This window comes from Nitratireductor basaltis, from assembly GCF_000733725.1.
GTDB lineage: Bacteria > Pseudomonadota > Alphaproteobacteria > Rhizobiales > Rhizobiaceae > Chelativorans > Chelativorans basaltis.
Genome location: NZ_JMQM01000001.1, coordinates 446061 through 465269, shown reverse-complemented (window position 1 = coordinate 465269; position 19209 = coordinate 446061). Strand labels below are relative to the sequence as shown.

General features: G+C 58.3%; 22 protein-coding genes and 1 tRNA gene. 17 read left to right on the top strand and 6 right to left on the bottom strand.

All coding sequences use genetic code 11. The features are described from left to right. Positions 1-59 precede the first annotated feature (59 nt). Positions 60-335, bottom strand: coding sequence for a CtrA inhibitor SciP (gene sciP / locus EL18_RS02190; protein WP_036479315.1), 276 nt, complete (start codon positions 333-335; stop codon positions 60-62). Positions 336-630: 295 nt separating this feature from the next. Here sciP and mnmA point away from each other — a divergent pair, with 295 nt between their 5' ends. Further along, positions 631-1803, top strand: coding sequence for a tRNA 2-thiouridine(34) synthase MnmA (gene mnmA, locus EL18_RS02185; protein WP_036483777.1), 1173 nt, complete (start codon positions 631-633; stop codon positions 1801-1803). A 51-nt stretch (positions 1804-1854) separates the two neighbouring features. On the opposite strand, the gene EL18_RS02180 is transcribed toward mnmA, so the two are convergent. Next, complete coding sequence (locus EL18_RS02180) at positions 1855-2808, bottom strand: Gfo/Idh/MocA family protein (RefSeq protein WP_036479313.1); 954 nt, start codon at positions 2806-2808, stop codon at positions 1855-1857. A gap of 209 nt (positions 2809-3017) precedes the next feature. On the opposite strand from EL18_RS02180, the gene EL18_RS02175 reads away from it, so the two are divergent. The 3 genes from EL18_RS02175 (at position 3018) to EL18_RS02165 (ending at position 3926) form a co-directional block, all read left to right on the top strand. Next, positions 3018-3094, top strand: a tRNA-Met gene (locus EL18_RS02175). Between the two features lie 90 nt (positions 3095-3184). Continuing rightward, positions 3185-3565, top strand: coding sequence for a hypothetical protein (locus tag EL18_RS02170; protein ID WP_036479311.1), 381 nt, complete (start codon positions 3185-3187; stop codon positions 3563-3565). Positions 3566-3674: 109 nt separating this feature from the next. Beyond that, positions 3675-3926: a hypothetical protein gene (locus tag EL18_RS02165; RefSeq protein ID WP_036479309.1), complete on the top strand. Its 252-nt coding sequence runs from the start codon at positions 3675-3677 to the stop codon at positions 3924-3926. A gap of 373 nt (positions 3927-4299) precedes the next feature. Here the strand turns inward: EL18_RS02165 and EL18_RS02160 are convergent, their stop codons facing one another. Both EL18_RS02160 and EL18_RS02155 read right to left on the bottom strand, forming a co-directional pair. Continuing rightward, positions 4300-5058 (bottom strand): sulfite exporter TauE/SafE family protein, encoded by a 759-nt coding sequence (locus EL18_RS02160; protein WP_036479307.1) that lies wholly within the window; start codon positions 5056-5058, stop codon positions 4300-4302. Next, positions 5055-5969, bottom strand: a complete 915-nt coding sequence (locus tag EL18_RS02155) for a LysR family transcriptional regulator (RefSeq protein WP_036479304.1) — start codon at positions 5967-5969, stop codon at positions 5055-5057. The genes EL18_RS02160 and EL18_RS02155 overlap by 4 nt, the downstream gene beginning before the upstream one ends. A 161-nt stretch (positions 5970-6130) precedes the next feature. Here EL18_RS02155 and EL18_RS02150 point away from each other — a divergent pair, with 161 nt between their 5' ends. From EL18_RS02150 to EL18_RS02095, 12 genes are all read left to right on the top strand, one after another. Beyond that, positions 6131-7108, top strand: a complete 978-nt coding sequence (locus EL18_RS02150; protein WP_036479302.1) for a Bug family tripartite tricarboxylate transporter substrate binding protein — start codon at positions 6131-6133, stop codon at positions 7106-7108. A gap of 54 nt (positions 7109-7162) precedes the next feature. Continuing rightward, the gene (locus EL18_RS02145) at positions 7163-7654 is read left to right on the top strand and encodes a tripartite tricarboxylate transporter TctB family protein (RefSeq protein ID WP_036479299.1); all 492 of its coding nucleotides are present in this window, start codon (positions 7163-7165) and stop codon (positions 7652-7654) included. Next, the gene (locus EL18_RS02140; RefSeq protein WP_036479296.1) at positions 7651-9174 is read left to right on the top strand and encodes a tripartite tricarboxylate transporter permease; all 1524 of its coding nucleotides are present in this window, start codon (positions 7651-7653) and stop codon (positions 9172-9174) included. The genes EL18_RS02145 and EL18_RS02140 overlap by 4 nt, the downstream gene beginning before the upstream one ends. A 194-nt stretch (positions 9175-9368) precedes the next feature. Then, positions 9369-10106 (top strand): succinate dehydrogenase/fumarate reductase iron-sulfur subunit, encoded by a 738-nt coding sequence (locus tag EL18_RS02135; protein WP_036479293.1) that lies wholly within the window; start codon positions 9369-9371, stop codon positions 10104-10106. Further along, a complete protein-coding gene (locus tag EL18_RS02130; RefSeq protein WP_036479289.1) occupies positions 10099-10434 on the top strand; it encodes a succinate dehydrogenase in 336 nt (111 codons plus the stop codon). Before EL18_RS02135 ends, EL18_RS02130 begins: the two co-directional genes overlap by 8 nt. After that, positions 10431-10769 (top strand): succinate dehydrogenase, cytochrome b556 subunit, encoded by a 339-nt coding sequence (gene sdhC / locus EL18_RS02125; protein ID WP_036479287.1) that lies wholly within the window; start codon positions 10431-10433, stop codon positions 10767-10769. The genes EL18_RS02130 and sdhC overlap by 4 nt, the downstream gene beginning before the upstream one ends. A 2-nt stretch (positions 10770-10771) precedes the next feature. Next, a complete protein-coding gene (locus EL18_RS02120; protein ID WP_036479284.1) occupies positions 10772-12535 on the top strand; it encodes an L-aspartate oxidase in 1764 nt (587 codons plus the stop codon). Next, positions 12532-13488: a fumarate hydratase gene (locus EL18_RS02115; RefSeq protein ID WP_036479280.1), complete on the top strand. Its 957-nt coding sequence runs from the start codon at positions 12532-12534 to the stop codon at positions 13486-13488. Before EL18_RS02120 ends, EL18_RS02115 begins: the two co-directional genes overlap by 4 nt. Further along, on the top strand, positions 13485-14150 hold the full coding sequence (locus EL18_RS02110; protein WP_036479277.1) for a fumarate hydratase C-terminal domain-containing protein: 666 nt from the start codon (positions 13485-13487) through the stop codon (positions 14148-14150). The genes EL18_RS02115 and EL18_RS02110 overlap by 4 nt, the downstream gene beginning before the upstream one ends. A gap of 20 nt (positions 14151-14170) precedes the next feature. After that, positions 14171-14491: an NIPSNAP family protein gene (locus EL18_RS02105; RefSeq protein ID WP_036479275.1), complete on the top strand. Its 321-nt coding sequence runs from the start codon at positions 14171-14173 to the stop codon at positions 14489-14491. A 41-nt stretch (positions 14492-14532) separates the two neighbouring features. Beyond that, complete coding sequence (locus EL18_RS02100; RefSeq protein WP_036479272.1) at positions 14533-16137, top strand: thiamine pyrophosphate-binding protein; 1605 nt, start codon at positions 14533-14535, stop codon at positions 16135-16137. 22 nt (positions 16138-16159) lie between these two features. Then, positions 16160-17335 (top strand): mandelate racemase/muconate lactonizing enzyme family protein, encoded by a 1176-nt coding sequence (locus EL18_RS02095; protein WP_200875486.1) that lies wholly within the window; start codon positions 16160-16162, stop codon positions 17333-17335. A gap of 294 nt (positions 17336-17629) precedes the next feature. Here EL18_RS02095 and EL18_RS02090 read toward each other — a convergent pair whose 3' ends face one another. Continuing rightward, positions 17630-18043: a hypothetical protein gene (locus EL18_RS02090; RefSeq protein ID WP_036479270.1), complete on the bottom strand. Its 414-nt coding sequence runs from the start codon at positions 18041-18043 to the stop codon at positions 17630-17632. A 35-nt stretch (positions 18044-18078) separates the two neighbouring features. Beyond that, positions 18079-18465 carry a winged helix-turn-helix transcriptional regulator gene (locus EL18_RS02085; RefSeq protein WP_036479267.1) on the bottom strand — a complete coding sequence of 129 codons (387 nt, stop codon included), beginning with the start codon at positions 18463-18465 and terminating at the stop codon, positions 18079-18081. Between the two features lie 133 nt (positions 18466-18598). Between EL18_RS02085 and EL18_RS02080 the strand changes: the two genes are divergently transcribed. After that, positions 18599-19198, top strand: a complete 600-nt coding sequence (locus tag EL18_RS02080) for an NAD(P)H-dependent oxidoreductase (RefSeq protein WP_036479265.1) — start codon at positions 18599-18601, stop codon at positions 19196-19198. Positions 19199-19209: the final 11 nt, after the last annotated feature.

Genomic DNA, 19209 nt, shown 5'->3' with positions numbered 1-19209 from the left:
AAAAGCCCTGCCGGCTGAACCGGCAGGGCTTTTTCTCTTCGTCGCGTATCGTTTTGCGATCAGTGCCTGTATTGCTGGATGCGCGTGGTACGCAGCCCCTGCAGACCATGATCTTCGATGGAGGCCTGCCAGGACAGGAACTCCTCCACCGTCAGACGATAACGCTGGCACGCTTCCTCCAGGCTCAACAGCCCGCCACGGACGGCTGCAACCACTTCCGCCTTGCGACGGATGACCCACCGGCGAGTATTCGTCGGCGGCAGGTCGGCAACCGTCAGTGGGCTGCCGTCAGGCCCAATGACATATTTTACACGTGGTCGTACCAGATCGGTCATCGTACTCTCTACACTAACCAAGACCCAATCAACGTCACATTAGCGCCGCGGTTTTAAGATTTGCCTAAACGCCCGGTAACAGTAAGGTAAGACTTCTGAATCCCGCGTTAGGGATTTGTTTGGAGTTTTCTTCAAATGCCGGATAGTCCGTTTGGACTGCTTGCCCGCTGCCTGGCTGGCACGAAGCCTCGCCAGTGCCTATATTGGGGCGCAGCTTGACCCGGCGCGCACGCATTGGCATGAACCCGCGAGCCTTGAGCGCCAAAAGATCTTTGCAAAGACGGAAAGCCCGATCATGAATAGTCTGGACCTGCCTGGACGCCCGGAGGACACACGCATCGTCGTGGCAATGTCCGGTGGCGTGGATTCCTCGGTTGTTGCCGGCATTCTGGCCAAACAGGGCTATGAAGTCGTCGGCGTGACACTGCAGCTTTACGATCATGGCGCAGCCACACATCGCCCCGGCTCCTGCTGTGCGGGTCAGGATATCGAGGATGCGCGCCGCGTGTCGGAGACGCTTGGTATCGCCCACTATGTTCTCGATTACGAACAGCGCTTTCGCGATGCGGTGATCAATCCGTTCGCTGAAAGCTATGTGGCCGGGGAAACCCCCATTCCGTGCGTAGCGTGCAACCAGACGGTAAAATTTGCCGATCTGCTGGCCACCGCACGCGATCTTGGTGCCGATGCACTGGCCACCGGGCACTATATCCGCAGCCGCCAGAATGGCGCCCACCGCGCCCTTATGCGCCCCGTCGATGCCGATCGCGACCAGAGCTATTTCCTGTTCGCGACCACGCAGGAGCAGATCGACTATCTGCGTTTTCCGCTCGGCGAACTTTCCAAGCCGGAAGTGCGCAAGATTGCCGAGGAAATGGGTCTGTCGGTCGCAAACAAGCAGGACAGCCAGGACATCTGCTTCGTGCCCCAGGGAAAATATTCCGACATAATCGCCAAGCTGCGCCCCGATGCGGCGCGCGCGGGCGAGATCGTTCATATCGACGGGCGCAAGCTTGGCCGACATGAAGGTATCATGCATTACACGATCGGCCAGCGTCGCGGCATCGGCGTGGCGGCTGGCGAGCCCCTCTATGTCGTTCATCTGGATGCCGCCAATGCACGTGTTATCGTCGGACCGCGCGAGGCGCTGGAAACGCGTCGGCTTTATCTGCGTGACGTGAACTGGCTGGGCGACGGCTCTCTTGCCGAAATCCCCGCAGAGGGAATGGAAGTTTTCGCCAAGGTGCGCTCCACGCGCCCGCCCTCCCCGGCCACCGTTTATCACAAGGACGGGCAGACCTTTGTCGATTTGCAGGAAGGCGAGGCAGGCGTGGCACCCGGGCAGGCCTGCGTGCTCTATTCCGATGAGGGCAATGAGGCCCGCGTCTATGGTGGCGGCTTCATCGAACGCTCGGAACGCTCGAGCACCGCAGAAGCCCAGCTTGCCAGGCTCGCGCAGACGGCCTGAGAAAAACCTCTGATCGGAACGAAATCAGAGGCGCTGATAACGCGCCCCTGATCAATTGTGAGATATCGTGCCCGCGGTGAGAATGCGCAGAACGTCGATGGCTTCTTCGCCCGTCGTGCGCGGCTTCTGGCGTGTTTCGATGCAGGAGATGAAATGCTCCAGCTCCCGCGTGAGCGGCATCCCGTCTTCCACGGGCACATAGGTCGGCTCGTTGGTCGTGAACGCCCACTGGCCCGAATCCTGCCAGACTGCGTGGCGGTAGACGGCAAGCTTGCGGCCCCATGGTTCCACATCATCGAAAACGGCCATCGCCTTGTCGCCGACAACCGTCAGGCGCCGCTCACGATAGGGGTTGAGCCTCGAGGTGAAGAGATGGCTGCGCAGCCCGTTGGCAAAACGCATATGGAGATGGGCGAAATCGCTCAGATTGTCGAGGAGAGCAGCCCCCTCCCCGCGCACTTCCACCGGCGCAGAGCCGGTGATGGCGAGAATCATCGACAGGTCATGTGGCGCCAGATCCCACAGGGCGTCATTTTCCGTATGGAACTTGCCAAGACCAAGGCGGTGCGAATGGATGTAGCGCACCTCGCCCAGTTCGCCCTGATCGATGAGGGATTTGAGTTTCTCGAAGGCCGGGTGGAAGCGAAGAACATGCCCGACCATGAAGATGGTGCCCGCCTCATGTGCGGCAGCCACGGATTTCTCCGCGTCGTCAACCGTCAGCGCGATCGGCTTTTCCACCAGCATGTCCTTGCCGGCAGCCGCGGCGCGCTGCGCATATTCGGCGTGAAACTGGGGAGGAAGCGCCATGACGATGGCATCGACATCCTCGCGCTCGAAAAGCGCGTCCGGCGCGACGGCCCTACAGTCGTGCTCGCTCGCAAAGCCTTCGGCACGCGCGCTGTTGGCATCCGAGACGGCAGCGAGCGCGCCCAATGATTTGAGTGTGCGGATGTGATTGGAACCCCAATACCCGCATCCAAGAACTGCAATACGCGGTTTCATACAATGGTCACACTGGTTCGATGGTGCAGAGACATATCGGTGCAAGCCGTTCAACTCAAGCCCGGGAACGGGTGACATGGCGCCGCGCAAAGCTGCTTATTGTTTTTTGGCTAATTGGCGCATGAGGCGGGTTGACACGCGAACACCCAGAACCTTATATCCGCCCGTCTTCCGCGCCGCACCCAAGCGACGCACCAGAAGCCTGGGAAGGCGGAGTAGCTCAGTCGGTTAGAGCAGAGGAATCATAATCCTTGTGTCGGGGGTTCGAGTCCCTCCTCCGCTACCACTAGAAGCACGCTAGTAACATCAAGCAGTTACGAGGAACGGAGGTTCCGATGACTGTGAGACATCTCGCATTACTGTTGGTGAGAATGTCATGGCTTGTGCTTCCTATCTTTCCCGCCGTGATGGCCGTTACTATCTGCAGGTTCGGCTTAGCCGTACGCCTGCCCGCCTGCTCGGCAAGCAGCTCTATAGAGTCTCGTTAAGGACCAGCAATTATCGCCAAGCTCGCATCCGTCTTTCCGAGCATCTGGGCTGGATCCACAGAATGAATGACAGCGTCGACTACGCCTCGCTCCTCCAGCTCGATCGCATGCTTCCGGACATTCCCAACAGGAAGAACGTGCCCATGTTCAAGCACAAACCTGAACCTAAAACGTGTCCATATCTTTTTCCGGAATGGGAGCCCTATCTAAAGCCCGACGGGGAAATTCGCTTGGGGGCAGCCTATCACCAAGAGCTGGCAGCATCTTAAGGAAAAGCTTGGCATCACGAGGAGCGAAGTCACGCTCTACTCGACACGCCACTGGTTCGCGGATCTCATTGACAACACGGACCTGAAGGATGCGACGCGCAAGCGTCTGATGGGGCACTCGCGCAAGTCGAATATTCCCGCGCGCTACGGAGGTAAGAACCACCTTACCACGCGCGACCTGGCGCGCTTTGAGCAGGCAGCGTCTCCTGCGCTGGATACCATCACGCCAATTCTGCTGGAAGCAAAGGGGAAGGCAGATGCGGGTGGACTAATCGTGCTGAAACCTTGGCTGCAAAAGCGGAACTGGTCGGCGTACTATCTGGATAAGATGATAGAGCAGAACTCGCTGTCGATTGCGTAGAGAGATGGTGAACAGAGCTCCACTGATTGTTGCCGATGCATTCGGCGCGAAAATTGCTGCCGTTCCCCGCGTGGTTGGTCAAACTTTGTCCGGACCTCGAATAGGGTGCGCGATTTAAGATCAGGAGCAGCAGCTCAGCGCCCCAAATTGGACCTACAGGCAAACTTTGCCTCAGCCCAGGAGCGGACACTAGCTTGGATACAAGATGGACGTCCCGCGTTTCAAGCATCCGCTGAACGAGCATCCTCGCACCTGCGACGAGGCCAGGATCGAGCCCCCAGTGCGAGCGCATGACTAAAAGTTGCGCCTGGTCCTGCGACGGAAGCCCACCTTGGAGATGATGGTAGTTCTGCCAATGCGGGAATTCGTCGTTTCAGAAATGCAGCATTGCCACGGCCTCACGGCTTAAGAGCACCGTGCCAGCGATGAAGGTCATGACAACAAGCAGCCGACGGAATAGACCGTCGTTCAGGCGCTTGAAGACGGTGATGCCCAGCTGCGCAGCTATCAAGGATGCCGGCACTGCGACCGCAAGATGATAAAGCGTTTCGACAGTATATGCGCCGCGGAACCAGAAGAGGATTATCGCGATCATCAGCACCGCGACGTTATAGGGCTGCAAAACCGCACGTGTTTCTCCCTTGGGCCAAGGACGCATGGAGCACCACATGGTGGGAAGCGCACCGGAAAGAGATGCCGCCCCTCCAAGCAGACCGCCCAAGAACCCGACGGACATATCGGTCTTGTGTCGATCTCCCGCAATTTGCGGCAGATTGCGCCGCAGCGCGAAGAAGCCTCCGTAGAGAACCAGGAAGAAGCCGATGACCAGCTTCAGCGTCCCTGCCTCAAGATAATCCAGTGAGGCGATGCCGATGGGAATGCCGATGATTGCAGGCAGGAGGAAGCGCATCAGGCGCCGCTGGTTTGCCATCATCTCGCGACGTACAAGAACCACCCCCTGTATGCCACTGACCACAGACAGGATCACGACCAGCGAGACGGCCTGCATCGCTGTCATCGCTTCGAGAAAGAAGCCGAGTGCGAACAGTGCCGTGCCGAAACCAGCGAGCCCGTTGATAAACCCGCCGGCAGCAGCTCCGGCAACAAGCATTGCAGCCATTTCACCCGTCATGCCGATACTCTTTGCGGATGCAATTTGGGTGGGAAGACACCCACTTCGACCGCTTCCAGAAACGATTCGTGGATCTTGTCGATCACGAGCCGCTTTGCACTGTTCTTCCGTGTGACCAGGCAAAGACGGCGTGTCGGTGCGTCAGGCCCCAGTGACAGCGAGCGCACACCTGGCGGCGCTTGTGTCTCAATGCAGCGGCGTGGGCAGATGGAAACGCCAAGATTTGCTGCGACCATGCTGGTGATGGCATCAAGCCCCTGTAATTCCATCGCTTCGTTCACCGTGACCGATTTGGCCTGGAGCCAACGCTCTATGATCTCGCCCACCACAGCTTCACGGTTGAAGCGAATGAAGGGCTGCGAGCGCAAAAGTGCGATGGGATCATCTTCGGAAAGCTGGTCGGAGACCAGAAGCTCGAGTGGTTCGGTGACAATCTCCTGAATCACCAGATCCTCAGGAGCGATCGAGGGCACGGTGAGGATTGCGGCTTCAAGCATCCCCCGCTTGATCTGCGTGAGAAGCGAAGTGGTCAGCCCCAGCCCCACCCGGATGTGCAGATCAGGGCAGTTGCGCTTCAGTATCGATATACCGAGCGGGACAAGCCCCGTTAGCGTCGTTGGCACGGCAGCGAGCGTTATCTCCCCTTTCAGCGCCCCCTCCCCCAGGATCGATGGGACCAAATCGTCATAGGTTTGGATGATGTCGCGTGCCTTCGCGACCATTGCCAAGCCCAGCGGCGTCAGTTCCGGCGTTCGCTTGCTGCGGTCGAAGATCGTGATCTGATACTCTTCCTCGAGTGCCTTCATCTGCTGGGAAACGGCAGAATATGTCACGAATACCGCTTCAGCTGCAGCACTAAAGGTACCGTGGTCATGCACGGCAACAAGAGTTCTAAGCGACCGGATCGACATGAAGTTGCACCCAAGGCTTATTTCAGTTTTTCTAACGAAAATTGTTAGGAAAACCATCTTTTTTTAAGAATGCCTTTCCCATAACAATTGTCAAGCCGATCCGATATGGCTGGGAGGAAGCCGTCGATTAGGCCAAACAAATCTCTCGGGAGGAGAAAACTATGAGATTCAGACTGCCAATTCTCACGAACGCGCTATTGCTTGGCCTGATGTCAGGCAGTGCCATGGCAGACTACCCAGAGCGGCCGATCAATATGATCATTCCCTATGGCGCGGGTGGCGCGACCGACATTTCGGCCCGTGCTCTCTCAGAACCGCTGAGCAAGGAAGCCGACGCTACGCTGGTCATGTCGAACGTGACTGGCGCCGGTGGCGCAACCGGTAGCGTGGTCGTCAAGAATGCTAAACCCGACGGCTATACGATGCTTTTTGCCCGTGTGGGGTCGCACACTGTAAATCCGGCCATGAAGGCAACCCTGCCCTACACCCTCGACGACTTTCGCTTCGTGACGGTCTACGAGATCAACCCTGTGGCCTGTGCGGTTAAGGCCGATTCAGACATCAACTCGGTTGAAGATCTGGTCAAGAAAGCTGGTGAAGGCAATGTCAGCTACAGTTCATCGGGCGTCGGCTCGATGCTCCAGCTTGCCGCGGTGATGGTCCTTGATGAGTTTGGCGTGAAGGACCCGCACAAGACGGTGACCCACATCCCTCAGAAAGGCGGCGGCGAAGCAGCAACCGCCGTTCTCAACGGCACCGTGACGTTTATCTGCACCAACTCTTCCACATTGTCCAATCTGGTCAGCAACAAGCAGCTAAAGCCAATCCTCGTAACTTCAGAGGAACGGTTGGATGGCTTCGATGCTCCGACCGCCTCCGAACTTGGCAAGCCCAGCCTGAACGAGCTTGTCGGCTGGACCGGCATCGCCGGGCCCAAGGATCTTCCCGATGACGTGGCAGATAAATGGGCAGAATGGATGAACGCAGCAATTGCAGACGAACGCTTCCGCAAGACTTTGACATCCGCCGGTTCGATCATCGACCTGATGTCTCCGCAGGAAGCTGGCGAGTTCATTCAGCGCCAGTATGAGACTTTCAAGAATCTCGTCGACAAGCTGGGCATGCGCGTCGAAGGCTGATTTACAGAACAGCGCCGGGAAATCCTCCCGGCGCTTCGCTTTGGGAGGAGCGAGATGGACAATAAACAGGTTCAAACGAGGTTGGGGCTGGGCGCGATGGCACTCTCCCTCTTTCTGATCTTGGCTGCGATTCCAAACTGGGTCTCCGAGCCCAGCAATGTACCCCACCTCGTTCTTTCTCCCACTTTCTGGCCATACACCCTGAGTGCTCTCATGGGCCTCACCGGTCTCGGCCTTTTCGCAAACGGACTGTCGCAAAGTACTGGCGGTGAAGTGGTCGGTGATGCCATCACTGATAGGAGAAAAGGCTATATGCGGCTTGCCGCAATGGCCGTGGTGATGATTGCGGCGATGTTGCTGATGTCGCGACTGGGGATGGTCTGGACATCCATGCTGATCTTCATCGCCTCGATCTTCATATTGAGGACACGCTATCCTGTCGCGGCTCTGATCTGCGCCGTGACCATTCCCCTTATTCTCTATGCATTCTTTGCGCATGTCGCAGGCGTCGCGATCCCGCAAGGTGACTTCGTGAGGCTTCCATGAGCTTTGTCGACAGCCTGCTTGCAGGCCTTTCACTTGTTTCCAATTTCGAGGTGTTCCTTGCGCTCGCAGTGGGCGTGGCCATTGGTGTTGTAGCCGGGGCCATCCCCGGCATGTCGGCCACGATGGCGGTGGCACTGACCCTCCCCTTCACCTTCACCTTGCAGCCGGTGACCGGCATTTTGCTTCTGCTGGGCGTTTATAAGGGCGGGATTTTCGGCGGCTCCATTCCGGCCATCCTGATCAAGACACCGGGAACGCCGGCCTCATCTGCCACCGTCATGGACGGTCATCCCATGGCAGAACGGGGCGAGGCTGGACGTGCTCTCGGCATGGCGCTGTGGGCGTCCTGTACGGCCGATCTGGTATCCAATCTTTCCCTAATCCTGTTTGCAGGTTGGCTCGCCTCATTCGCCCTGAACTTTGGTCCGCCGGAATTCTTCACCCTGATCCTTTTCTCACTGACGATCATAGCCGGCGTTTCGGGCAACAGCCTGCTGCGCGGTGCGCTTTCCGCTCTGCTCGGTCTGCTTTTCGCAACGGTGGGGCTGGATCTGATCTACGGGACGAACCGCTTCACCTTCGGTGATCCCAACATGATGGGCGGCCTGAACTTCATTGCGGTACTGATCGGTCTGTTTGCCATACCGGAAGTGCTGGCCATGGCCTGGCATCCGACCGGGCATCTAGGCAAGACCCGCAGCCTGGGCAAGAACAAGGTCACCTTCGCCGATTACAAGAAGTCTTTCCGCTCGATCATTCGCGGAAGTTTCATCGGCGTGTTTCTGGGGTCGATTCCCGGGATCGGCGCTGCCCCGGCCGCCTTCCTTTCCTACTCGGAGGCGCGCCGCAAGTCGAAGAACAAGGAGAATTTCGGCAAGGGCGAGGTCGAAGGCGTTGCAGCGGCCGAGGCTGGGAACAATGGCGTGGCAGGCGCGACCCTGATTCCGCTATTGGCACTCGGCGTGCCCGGCGACGTGATTACCGCAATCATCATCGGCGCCTTCATGGTCCACGGACTGCAACCGGGTCCGATGATGTTCGTCATTAATGTCGACCTGATCTACGGCCTTTTCATCGGTCTGATCGTCAGTTCCGTGCTCTTGCTGTTCATCGGTTCTGCGGCCATCCGCGGCTTCAAATATGTCGCAGACATTCCACGCCGCATCCTGATACCCACAGTGCTCATTCTCAGCATCTACGGTGTCTTTGCCGTCAACAACAATGTGTTTGATGTTGGTGTCATGCTTGTCATGGGTTGGGTCGGCTATCTGATGATGCGCCTCGACGTGCCAGCCCCACCCTTCCTCATCGCCTTCATCCTTGGGCCCCTCCTGGAAGACAATTTCCGGCAGGCGATGCTGATGTCGGGTGGCAATCCCACCATCCTCATGCGCGGGCCGATAACATGGTTCTTCTGGGGGCTGACAGCAATTACCGTCTTTGCGATCCTGAAAACGGGAATGTCCAAGCCAAAACCGGCGTTGAAACAGCCCGAACTCGCGACGCAGAACGAGAGCTGAGGGGCGAAAACCAAAGCTGCGACAAGGGTTTACTGACAGGGCGGCTACGAATGCGTAGCCGCCTTTTTCTCGTATTTATCCCCCTCGGGATATGTAAGTCTAGCTACAATAAACCGTTAGAATAATCCGCTTTTTTGTAAAGCAAACTATCATTTATACCAAGAGCAGGAGAAAGATCAGGGGTTGGAGATCTCGTGTCCGAGAAGCAGGAATATCTCGAGATATCAGTCTGGCGGGGCGATGCGGATGGAGGCAATTACCAGACCTTCCAGGTGCCTCAATATGAAAGCCAGACGGTGCTCGACGTGGTGTCCTGGATCCAGCAAAATGCCGATCCGACGCTGACCTACCGTTTCGCATGCCGCGTCGGCATGTGCGGGTCTTGCGCGATGATGGTCAATGGTGCTCCGCGTTGGACCTGCCGCACGCATGTCAAGAAGGTACTCGGCAAGACCCGCAAGGTCACGATCGCACCTTTGCGCAATCTGCCGGTCATCAAGGACCTTGCTGCCGACATGGCGCCGTTCTTCGACAAATGGGTGAAGGCGGGCGGTCGACATCAGCCCAGCGCCTCAAGGCACGAGCCTATCGCCCAGGTCAAGCCGGATGGCAAAGAGCGCAGCGCCGCAAATGCCGGCATTGAATGCATCAACTGCTCGGTCTGCTACTCTGCTTGTGACACGGTCAGTGCCAATCCCGACTATCTCGGTCCGGCTGCGTTGCAGCGCGCCTGGACGATCGTGAACGATGAAAAGCACGCCAATCGCGAAGGCGTTCTAGAAGCTGTCTCCCAAGGTGGTGGCTGCCACAACTGTCATTCCATGGGCAGCTGCACATTCCACTGTCCCAATGGCCTCGACCCGATGGGCGCGATTGCAAATCTGAAGCGCCTTACCGCGCGAAATGCGTTCAAGAGGGCTCGCGATGCTTGATCTTCGCCTCTATCTAGCGCAGCGCATCAGCGCCATGATCATGGTGCCATTCGTCATCACCCACATCGCGGTGATGATCTATGCGATACAGGGTGGCCTGAGTGCAGCGGAAATCCTTGGACGCACCCAAGGTTCGCTGTTCTGGTTCGTGTTTTACGGCATGTTTGTCGCCGCAGTGTCAGTGCATGCCGCTATCGGTGTGCGGGTTGTCCTGAGCGAGATAACTGGCCTGCGCGGCCTTGCTTTGTGTCTGGTCGGTACAGCCGCCTTCTTCCTGTTTCTCCTGCTGGGTGCATCCGCGGTCATAGCCGTCACGGTGGCGCCATGAGCAGATATCGCAATCATCCGCTCTGGTTCGCGTTCTTGTTGCACCGGCTTTCTGGCATCGGGTTGGCATTCTTCCTGCCTGTGCATTTCTGGATGTTGTCCCTCGTTCTGACAAACCCCGAAAGTTTTGACCAGTTTGCCCTATGGACGGATCATCCGCTGGTGAAATTTGCGGAGTTCGGGCTGGTATTTCTGCTGGCCGTGCACTTCTTCGGTGGATTGCGGCTGCTGGCCCTCGAATTCCTCCCCTGGCCAAGCCGCCACAAGACATTGGCGGCAGCCAGCATTGCTGGTGCCTTCCTCGTCTCCGGCGCATTTTTTCTGAACGCGGTGTAACCATGCCCCTGAAAGTGGATATCGAAAGACACGATACGGACATCCTCATCCTGGGCTCGGGCGGTGCTGGTCTGTTCGCCGCACTACACGCCCAACAGTCCGCTCCCGAAGGCACCAGGATCTCCATCGCAGTGAAGGGACTACTCGGCAAATGCGGCTGCACGCGCATGGTCCAGGGCGGATACAACGTCGCTCTCGGCCATGGTGACAGCGTCGAGCGCCATTTCATGGACACCATCATCGGCGGCAAGTGGCTGCCGGATCAGGACATGGCCTGGAAACTGTGCCAACTCGCGGTCGAGCGCGTGCGCGAGCTGGAGAACGAGATCGGTTGCTTCTTCGACCGCGAGCCCGATGGCAGCCTGCATCACAAGGCTTTCGCCGGTCAGACCGCGGATCGCACGGTCCACAAGGGGGATTTGACCGGCATCGAAATCATCAACCGGCTCATGGAACAGGTGCTCTCCCGACCGATCGAAAGGCTGGAGGAACATCGCGCCATCGGCTTGGTTCCAAGCCGTGATGGGAGTGCAATATCCGGCGTTCTCTTCATCGACATGCGCACCGGCACGTTCCGCTTCGTTCGCGCCAAGACCGTCATGATGGGCACCGGCGGCGGTCCCACGATGTATAAGTATCATACGCCATCTGGCGACAAGACCATGGATGGTCTGGCCATGGCGCTTCGCCTCGGCCTGCCGCTACGCGACATGGAGATGGTGCAGTTTCACCCCACCGGCCTGCTCGCAGGTGAACATACGCGCATGACCGGCACCGTTCTGGAAGAAGGCCTGCGCGGAGCAGGCGGTCAGCTCCTGAACGCACATGGCAAACGGTTCATGTTCGACTATGACCAGCGCGGTGAGCGTGCCACGCGCGACGTTGTCAGCCGCGGTATCTATGCCGAAATGCGCAAGAACAACGACCCCGCCCAGGTGGGCATGTATATTTCGATGAAGCATCTGGGTCCCGATCTGGTGCGCCGGAAGTTTTCGGGGATGGTCAAGCGCTGCGCTGATTGCGGCTTCGATCTTGCCGGCGGGCTCGTCGAGGTTGTACCGACCGCTCACTATTTCATGGGCGGCGTAATCGTTGATCCCGATACGCGGACCATGATCGAAGGCCTCTATGTTGCAGGCGAAGACGCGGGCGGCGCCCACGGATCTAACCGCCTCGGCGGCAACGGCGTTGCCAATTCGACCGTCTTCGGCGGTGTCGCAGGCGAAACAATGGGTTCCGATATTCGTCGCATGGCCGCCTTGCGCGAACCGGATGAAGACATACTGGCCGCCGAGATAGAACGCGCACAACGTCCCTTCGCCAAGAAGCCCGGCAAGGTTCAGGATATCCGCAACCAGCTTCAGGAAATGATGTGGGAGGATGTTGGCGTCATTCGTACCGCGACCGGCATGAAGCGCGGGCTCGGTCGACTGGAAACAATCCGCGAAGAACTCGCGGAGACTGGCGTCGACTCCTCCAACCTCGCTTTCAATCTCACCTGGCACGACTGGCTGAACGTGGCATCGCTGACTGAGATATCGGAAGTGATCACCAAGGCGGCACTGTCCCGAGAAAATTCCCGGGGCGCGCATTATCGCGAAGACTTCCCGGACGAAGGCAATCTCGACGAATCCTATTTCACGGTCGCGGCCATGAAAGGCGGAGATGTCGAGGTGCAGCGCGAGCAAGTCCGTTTCACCATCGTCAAGCCCGGCCAGACTGTCCTGTCCGAAGATGAACCTGAAACATTGGTGGCCTCAGCATGATACCGATCGACCTCATCCAGTCCACGGCTGAAACCCTAATGGACAAGGCTGCCATCGAGATCCCCGAAGATTATCTCGAGGGCCTCAAGGGAGCAGCCAGCACGGAAGATGGCGACCTGTCCGCTTTCGTTCTTCAGGCGATGCTGGAGAACTACGAAGCGGCGAAGGAGGACCGTAGAGCCATGTGTGGCGATACCGGAACGCCGCGCTGGTATGTGAAAATGGGAAACGAGACCCAGGTCGAAGGAGGCCCCGTCGCGCTGGAGGCAGCCCTTCGCCGCGCTACCGCCAACAGCACCAATGGTGTGCCGCTGCGGCCGAACCGAGTTCACCCGCTATGGCGAACCGACCACAACAACAATGTGGGAATTGGCGCCCCCGAAATCGAATATGGCTATGAGCCGGGTGGGGAATGGATCGACCTGATCACCGTTCACAAGGGCGGTCTCTTCGGCACCGACTACCGCATGCTTTTCCCCTCGGACGGAATCGAGGGTATCAAGCGCTTCTATCTCGATTGCCTGGTCGCCTTCGGCAAACGTGGCCTCGCCTGTCAGCCAGCCATCATCGGGATTGGCCTTGGCGGCTGCAAGGACACCTGCATGGTGCTGGGCAAGCGTGCCGCCTGTCTGCGTGTTGTCGGAAGCCGCAATTCCGATCCGCGCATCGCCGCCCTTGAGGAGGAGTTCAAGGAACTGGGCAATTCCATCGGCATGGGTGCAATGGGATTCGTCGGCAAGAACATGGTGATCGATACGCATATCGAGGTCGGCTACTGCCACACCGGCGGCATGCAGATGAGTGTGCACGCGTTCTGCCTGTCCTCCAGGCGCGCGGTAGCCCGCATACACGCGGATGGTCGTGTTGAATATCGAACTGACCCCGACTGGTTCACACCCTACCAGCGGCGCGAGACGGTCGAATGGGAGCCAATGATGGAGGCCGCCGAATGAAACCGCGCGAAATCCGCCTTTCGACCACACCTTCGGCTGAAGACATCGCGTCATTGAAGCTGGGCGACGTCGTTTATCTTGACGGGTTGATGTACACAGCCCGCGAAGGCGTCTATATGCGCGCGCTGGAGCAGAAGGCGAATATTCCGATGGAACTGCCTGCCCACAGCGCGGCGAATTTCCATTGCTCGCCCGCCGCCAGCATTCGCTCCGATGGCACCTACAATATGGGTGCGGTGACCGCCACGGCGAGCTTTCGCTTTGCGAAATGGCTGCCCGAATGGATGGCCAAGACAGGCGCCAAGCTGATCATCGGCAAGGGCGGAATGACCTCGCGCGACTACAGGGAATATTTCGTGCCCAATGGTGCGGTCTATCTGACCACCGTCGGCTACGGCACCGGCGCCTTGCTGGGCCGTGGGGTCGAAAATGTGGAAGCCGTTCACTGGCACGAGGAGCTTGGGCTGGCGCAGGCGATGTGGGTGCTAAAATGCAATCGCATGGGGCCTTTCATCGTCGCCTCCGATCTCGAAGGCCACTGCCTGTTCGAACGCGAAAACGCCCGCACGTCGGAAAATATCGGCCGTCTCTACGAGGGGCTGAAACCTTCTGTTCTCAAGCGCTTTGGCGAGACCGACGACCGCAGCGATGAGCTGATTTGAGCGGGCGAGTGGAAAACTTCATGACGAAATTCGTGGACCAGCGCACCTACACGCTCAAGAACGGGAACGTGCAGAAATTCCTGAAGCTCTATGAAGAGGAAGGAATGGAAGTTCAAAAGCGCATATTGGGCAAGATGGTCGGATACTATTTCACCGATATCGGCCCGCTGAACCAGATTGTTCATATGTGGGGATACTCCAGCATGGACGACCGATGGGAACGCCGAAAGGCGCTACAGGCCTCACCGGAATGGCAGGCCTACGCGGTTCAGATGCGTCCTCTCGTGGACAATATCGAAAACAAGATCCTGATCCCGGCACCGTTTTTCACGGTGCCTTGAACGCAGGCAGCAAAAAAAGACACGCAATCGGAGGGGAATTCATGCGCGGAGCGGATCTGCTTGTTGAGGCACTGAAGGCAGCGGGAGTAACGCGCATCTATTCCCTGTCGGGTAACCAGATAATGCCGGTTTACGATGCCTGTTTTGAAGCCGGTGTCGAGATCGTGCACACGCGGCACGAGGCCGCTGCCGTCTACATGGCCGAAGCCCATGCCCAGCTGACAGGCACCATTGGTGTCGCGATGGTAACGGCGGGTGCCGGGGCTGCGAATGCTTTGGGCCCTCTTTTCACGGCCTCCGAATCCGAGACACCGGTACTCCTTCTCACGGGCGACAGCCCGGTTTCACAGGACGGTCGTGGTGCGTTCCAGGAAATGGATCAGGTGCCGATGACAGCGCCGTTGACGAAGCTTTCGTTGCGGCCACGTTCTGCTGACCTGTTGGGATCTGCCGTTGCGAAGGCCGTGAGAACTGCCACATCTGGCCGTCCGGGGCCAGTTCACATCGCACTCCCCTTCGACGTCGTCGAGGACGATGCCGGTGAGGCAAGCATACCGACCGTGCACGAACTGGCCCGCGATACGATGGCTCTACGAGAAGGCGATGCTCGCCTGATCGCCCAGGCAATTGCTGCTGCTCAAAAGCCCGTCGTCCTCTGCGGGCCGGTGATGAATGCCACGCGCAGCGGCGACCTCAAGGAAAGATTGCAGAAGGCGCTCTGCGCGCCCGTCATCGCCATGGAGAGCCCGCGCGGTCTGAAGGATCCGTCATTGGGAGCATTGGCAGAAATACTGCAAGAAGCCGACCTCGTCGTGACGCTCGGCAAGCGCGTTGACTTCACGCTGGGCTTTGGCAAGGCAGGTGCGTTCAATCCCTCTACCCTTTGGATCAGCATCCAACCGGACATGAAGGAGCGCGACCGCGCCCATCTAAATCTCGGCAAGCGGTTGAAGATGAACTTCCATGCTGACCCGCGGGACGCTGCAGAAACGCTCATCCAGTTCGCGACCGGTGGCGATCAGCCTGGCCAATGGCTTGGAGATGTGGCCCACAAGCTCTCGCGCCGCGCCGCGCCGCCCAAGTCCAGCGGGCCTATCACGCCGGATCAGCTATGTGCGGCTGTCCAGCGCAGGATCGATGCCGCCGATGACGCAATCTTCATCAGTGATGGCGGCGAATTTGGCCAATGGGCACAGGCGAGCATTACTGCGAAGCGGCGTGTGGTCAATGGTGTGTCGGGCGCGATCGGCGGGGGCCTCTGCTATGGCCTCGCCGCTGCCAAACTGTTTCCCCAGTCGACCATCTTCTCCATGATGGGCGACGGCACCGCTGGCTTCCATCTCAGCGAGCTCGAAACGGCAGCGCGTGTCGGCGCGCCCTATGTTCTCGTCATTGGCAATGACATGCGCTGGAACGCCGAGCATCAGATCCAGTTGCGGGACTACGGTCCCGACCGCTTGATCGGCTGTGAACTGAGTGATGGGCGCTACGACCTTGTCGCCACGGCCCTTGGTGGGCATGGCGAATTCGTGAGGGAACTCTCCGAGCTCGACGGAGCATTGGAACGCGCCGTAAATTCGGGAAAAGTGGCTTGCGTGAATGTCCTGATCGAAGGGTTTCCCGCACCCTCCGGCCCATCACACTAGTTCGGGCTTACCAATATTCGACATGATGGAAAAACAGATCATCAAACGCCCCTATGACAGCGCATTTACGATCAAGCGCATTGATGCATGGGCATGTCGAGCGCCCATAACAAGCGGCTCGGTAACCACATCCTTCGGGATCATGCGTGACCGCCCTGCCGTGTTCGTACGCATAGAAGATGATCAGGGCTGTTTTGGCTGGGGTGAGATCTTCGCGAACTGGCCAGCAGCCGGAGCCGAGCACCGCGTCAATCTGCTTATGGATGACATTGCGGATCTCGCAATCGGCCAGCTATGGCAAGCGCCTGAGGAGATGTTCTGGTCTCTTGATGCGAAAACGCAGGTGCGCGCAATACAGTGTGGTGAGCAGGGACCTTTCGCCCATGCCATTGCCGGGCTTGATATTGCCGCCTGGGACCTCGTCTCAAGACGCGCAGGGCTTCCACTTGCCAAGGCCATAAATGCCAATGCGCACCAGCATGTCCCCATCTATGCGAGCGGCATACAGATCGGTACGGCGCAAGCTGAGATCGAAAAGGCCAGGAAAGCGGGTTTCGATGCTTTCAAGGTGAAGGTCGGTTTCGGCACGGATGACGCGAACCGCCTCATGGAACTATCTAAAACCATATATGCCACGGAGCGGCTTTTCGCAGACGCAAATCAGGCATGGGCACTCGCGGAAGCCAAAGCATTCCTTCAGTCGACACACTCGGTTTCGCTCGGCTGGGTGGAAGAGCCCTTAAGGGTGGACGATACGCCACAAAACTGGGCAGAGCTTGCAGCCCTTGGTGTGCCCTTGGCGGGCGGCGAGAACATGGCTGGGAAGCGCGAATTCGCAAACGCCCTCGCCTCTGGCTCATATAGCTTTCTGCAGCCGGACGTCGCCAAATGGGGAGGTATTACCGGTTGCCACGAAGTAGCCCGGGACATCGTCCAGGCCGGCAGAATCTATTGCCCGCATTTCCTGGGTGGGGGCATCGGTCTAGTCGCATCAGCCCATCTCTTGGCAGCCGTCGGCGGCTCGGGACTGCTGGAGGTCGATTTCAATCCGAATATTTTGCGCACAGGGTTCAGCCAGGTTCCGGAACGCATCAATAACGGATTTTGGGCGATAGGAAGCGAACCGGGGATTGGCATCACCTCGCTCCCCGATGCTGTGTTGACTACAGCATCTTTGGTACGTTTTTGCTTTGTGTAATGCCTGTCGCTGCTCCGAAAGCCCAAAGCTTTTTCCTAAACGCGCGGATACAAGTTGTCCGTGCCATTGGCGACAGTTGCAGCTCGTGATCTGGATCATCCGCTTCTCAGATAGACAGGCAAACTTTACCTCAGCTTTTGGGCGGTCGTTGCAATAAGTGCCCCCATTCCCGCCATTCCGGTATCTGGACGCTATGCATGGATGCGGCCGTTCAGTCAGATGCCAATCGATCCAGAAAAGCGCCGCAGGACGAAACATTCGACGGGTCTAGGCAAATAGACGATGTAGCGAGGGCTAAGGTTTGGGAACATCGGACGTGCCTCTGTGTGCTTTGAGATAGAGAGCCGTCAGACACATCGCGATCCCGCCAATCAGCGCAGTCTGCGCCCAATAGGCAGTCATCGATTTTTCGCCTTCAAGGCCACCGAGCGCGTCGGATAGATTTACGTGCGCGAGGCCGGCTGCGGTAATCCACAGCGTAAACAAGGCCGCAGGCACGACTTCGCGCACTCTGGCCGCGCTGTAGAACAGCGCAATATACGCCACGACCGCGAACGAGATAATCTTGTCCTGGTAAGCGAAGAACGGGGTGTCGTAGTAGACGAACAGCACAGGCACTTTGATGCCGAAGAAGTGGGCAGCCGCCATGCAGCAGAAATACGCGACGCAGGCCCATAGGCCCCAATCGAGAAGCTTGCTGGAGTTCATCTGCGGATATGTCGTTTAAGTGAAGTGAGGTTAGCCTAGCCGTCTGCTTTGCCATCGCCAGTCAGATCTGATGGGACGTTCTCGCTCCATTGGCGGAGCTCGTCGAGAATACAGATCGCGGTGCTTCCGAAGTCGGTAATTTGGTATTCGACAGACACTGGAGATGTCGCAACGACCTCGCGTTTGATCATCCCGTGATCTTCGAGATGGCGCAGGCGTTCGGTGATCATCTTCTTGCTCGCCCCGCCAACCATGCGTGCAAGGTCGTTGAAGCGCACGGGGCCATCCTTGAGGTGATAAAGGATCGAGCCAGTCCACTTGCCGCCGATGATCCGCATTCCGCGCTCGATCGCACACGGTTCGACGCAGGCTTCCACCGCCACGCGGCGCCCATTTCCACTCTCGATGACTTTCGCGCGCATGGGCGCCTCCTTGAAAGACTGACTAGCAGGTTACCAAAAGGTAACTGGTTGATATTCGTAGCCTACTTCCCTTATTTCGCCTGCACACGCTGATCCGTCAAGGGTCGGCGACAAATCAGCAAGGAGCGAAACCATGAAAGTCCTGATCCTCAACGGTCACCAGCCCTACGAATTTGCCAAGGGCGAACTCAACGCAGCGTTTGCCACCAAGGCTCGCGATTTCTTCGAGGCGCGCGGAGATGAAGTGCGCGTCACGAAGGTTTCTGATGGCTATGACGTCGATGAGGAAGTCGAAAACCACCGTTGGGCCGACCTCGTCTTCATGCAGTTCCCGGTAAACTGGATGGGCGTTCCCTGGTCGTTCAAGAGATACATGGACGAAGTCTACACCGCGGGGATGGATGGCCGCCTTTGCGTTGGCGATGGCCGCTCGCCCGAGGCACCAAAAGCTAACTACGGCATGGGGGGCACGCTCGCCGGCACCAAGTACATGATCTCGGCCACGCTCAACGCGCCGGCAGAATCGCTCGACGATCCCAGTGAGCCCTTTTTCGAAGGCATGTCACTCGATGATCTGCTGCGCCCGGTCCACCTCAATGCCAAGTTCTTCGCAATGGAGCCGCTACCCACCTTCGGGGCATTCGACGTGATGAAGAATGCGGAAGTCGAGAAGGACTTCGCCCGTTTCGACGCGCACCTGGAAGACACCTTCGCAGCGGCACAGGCCGCATGACCGCGGGGACA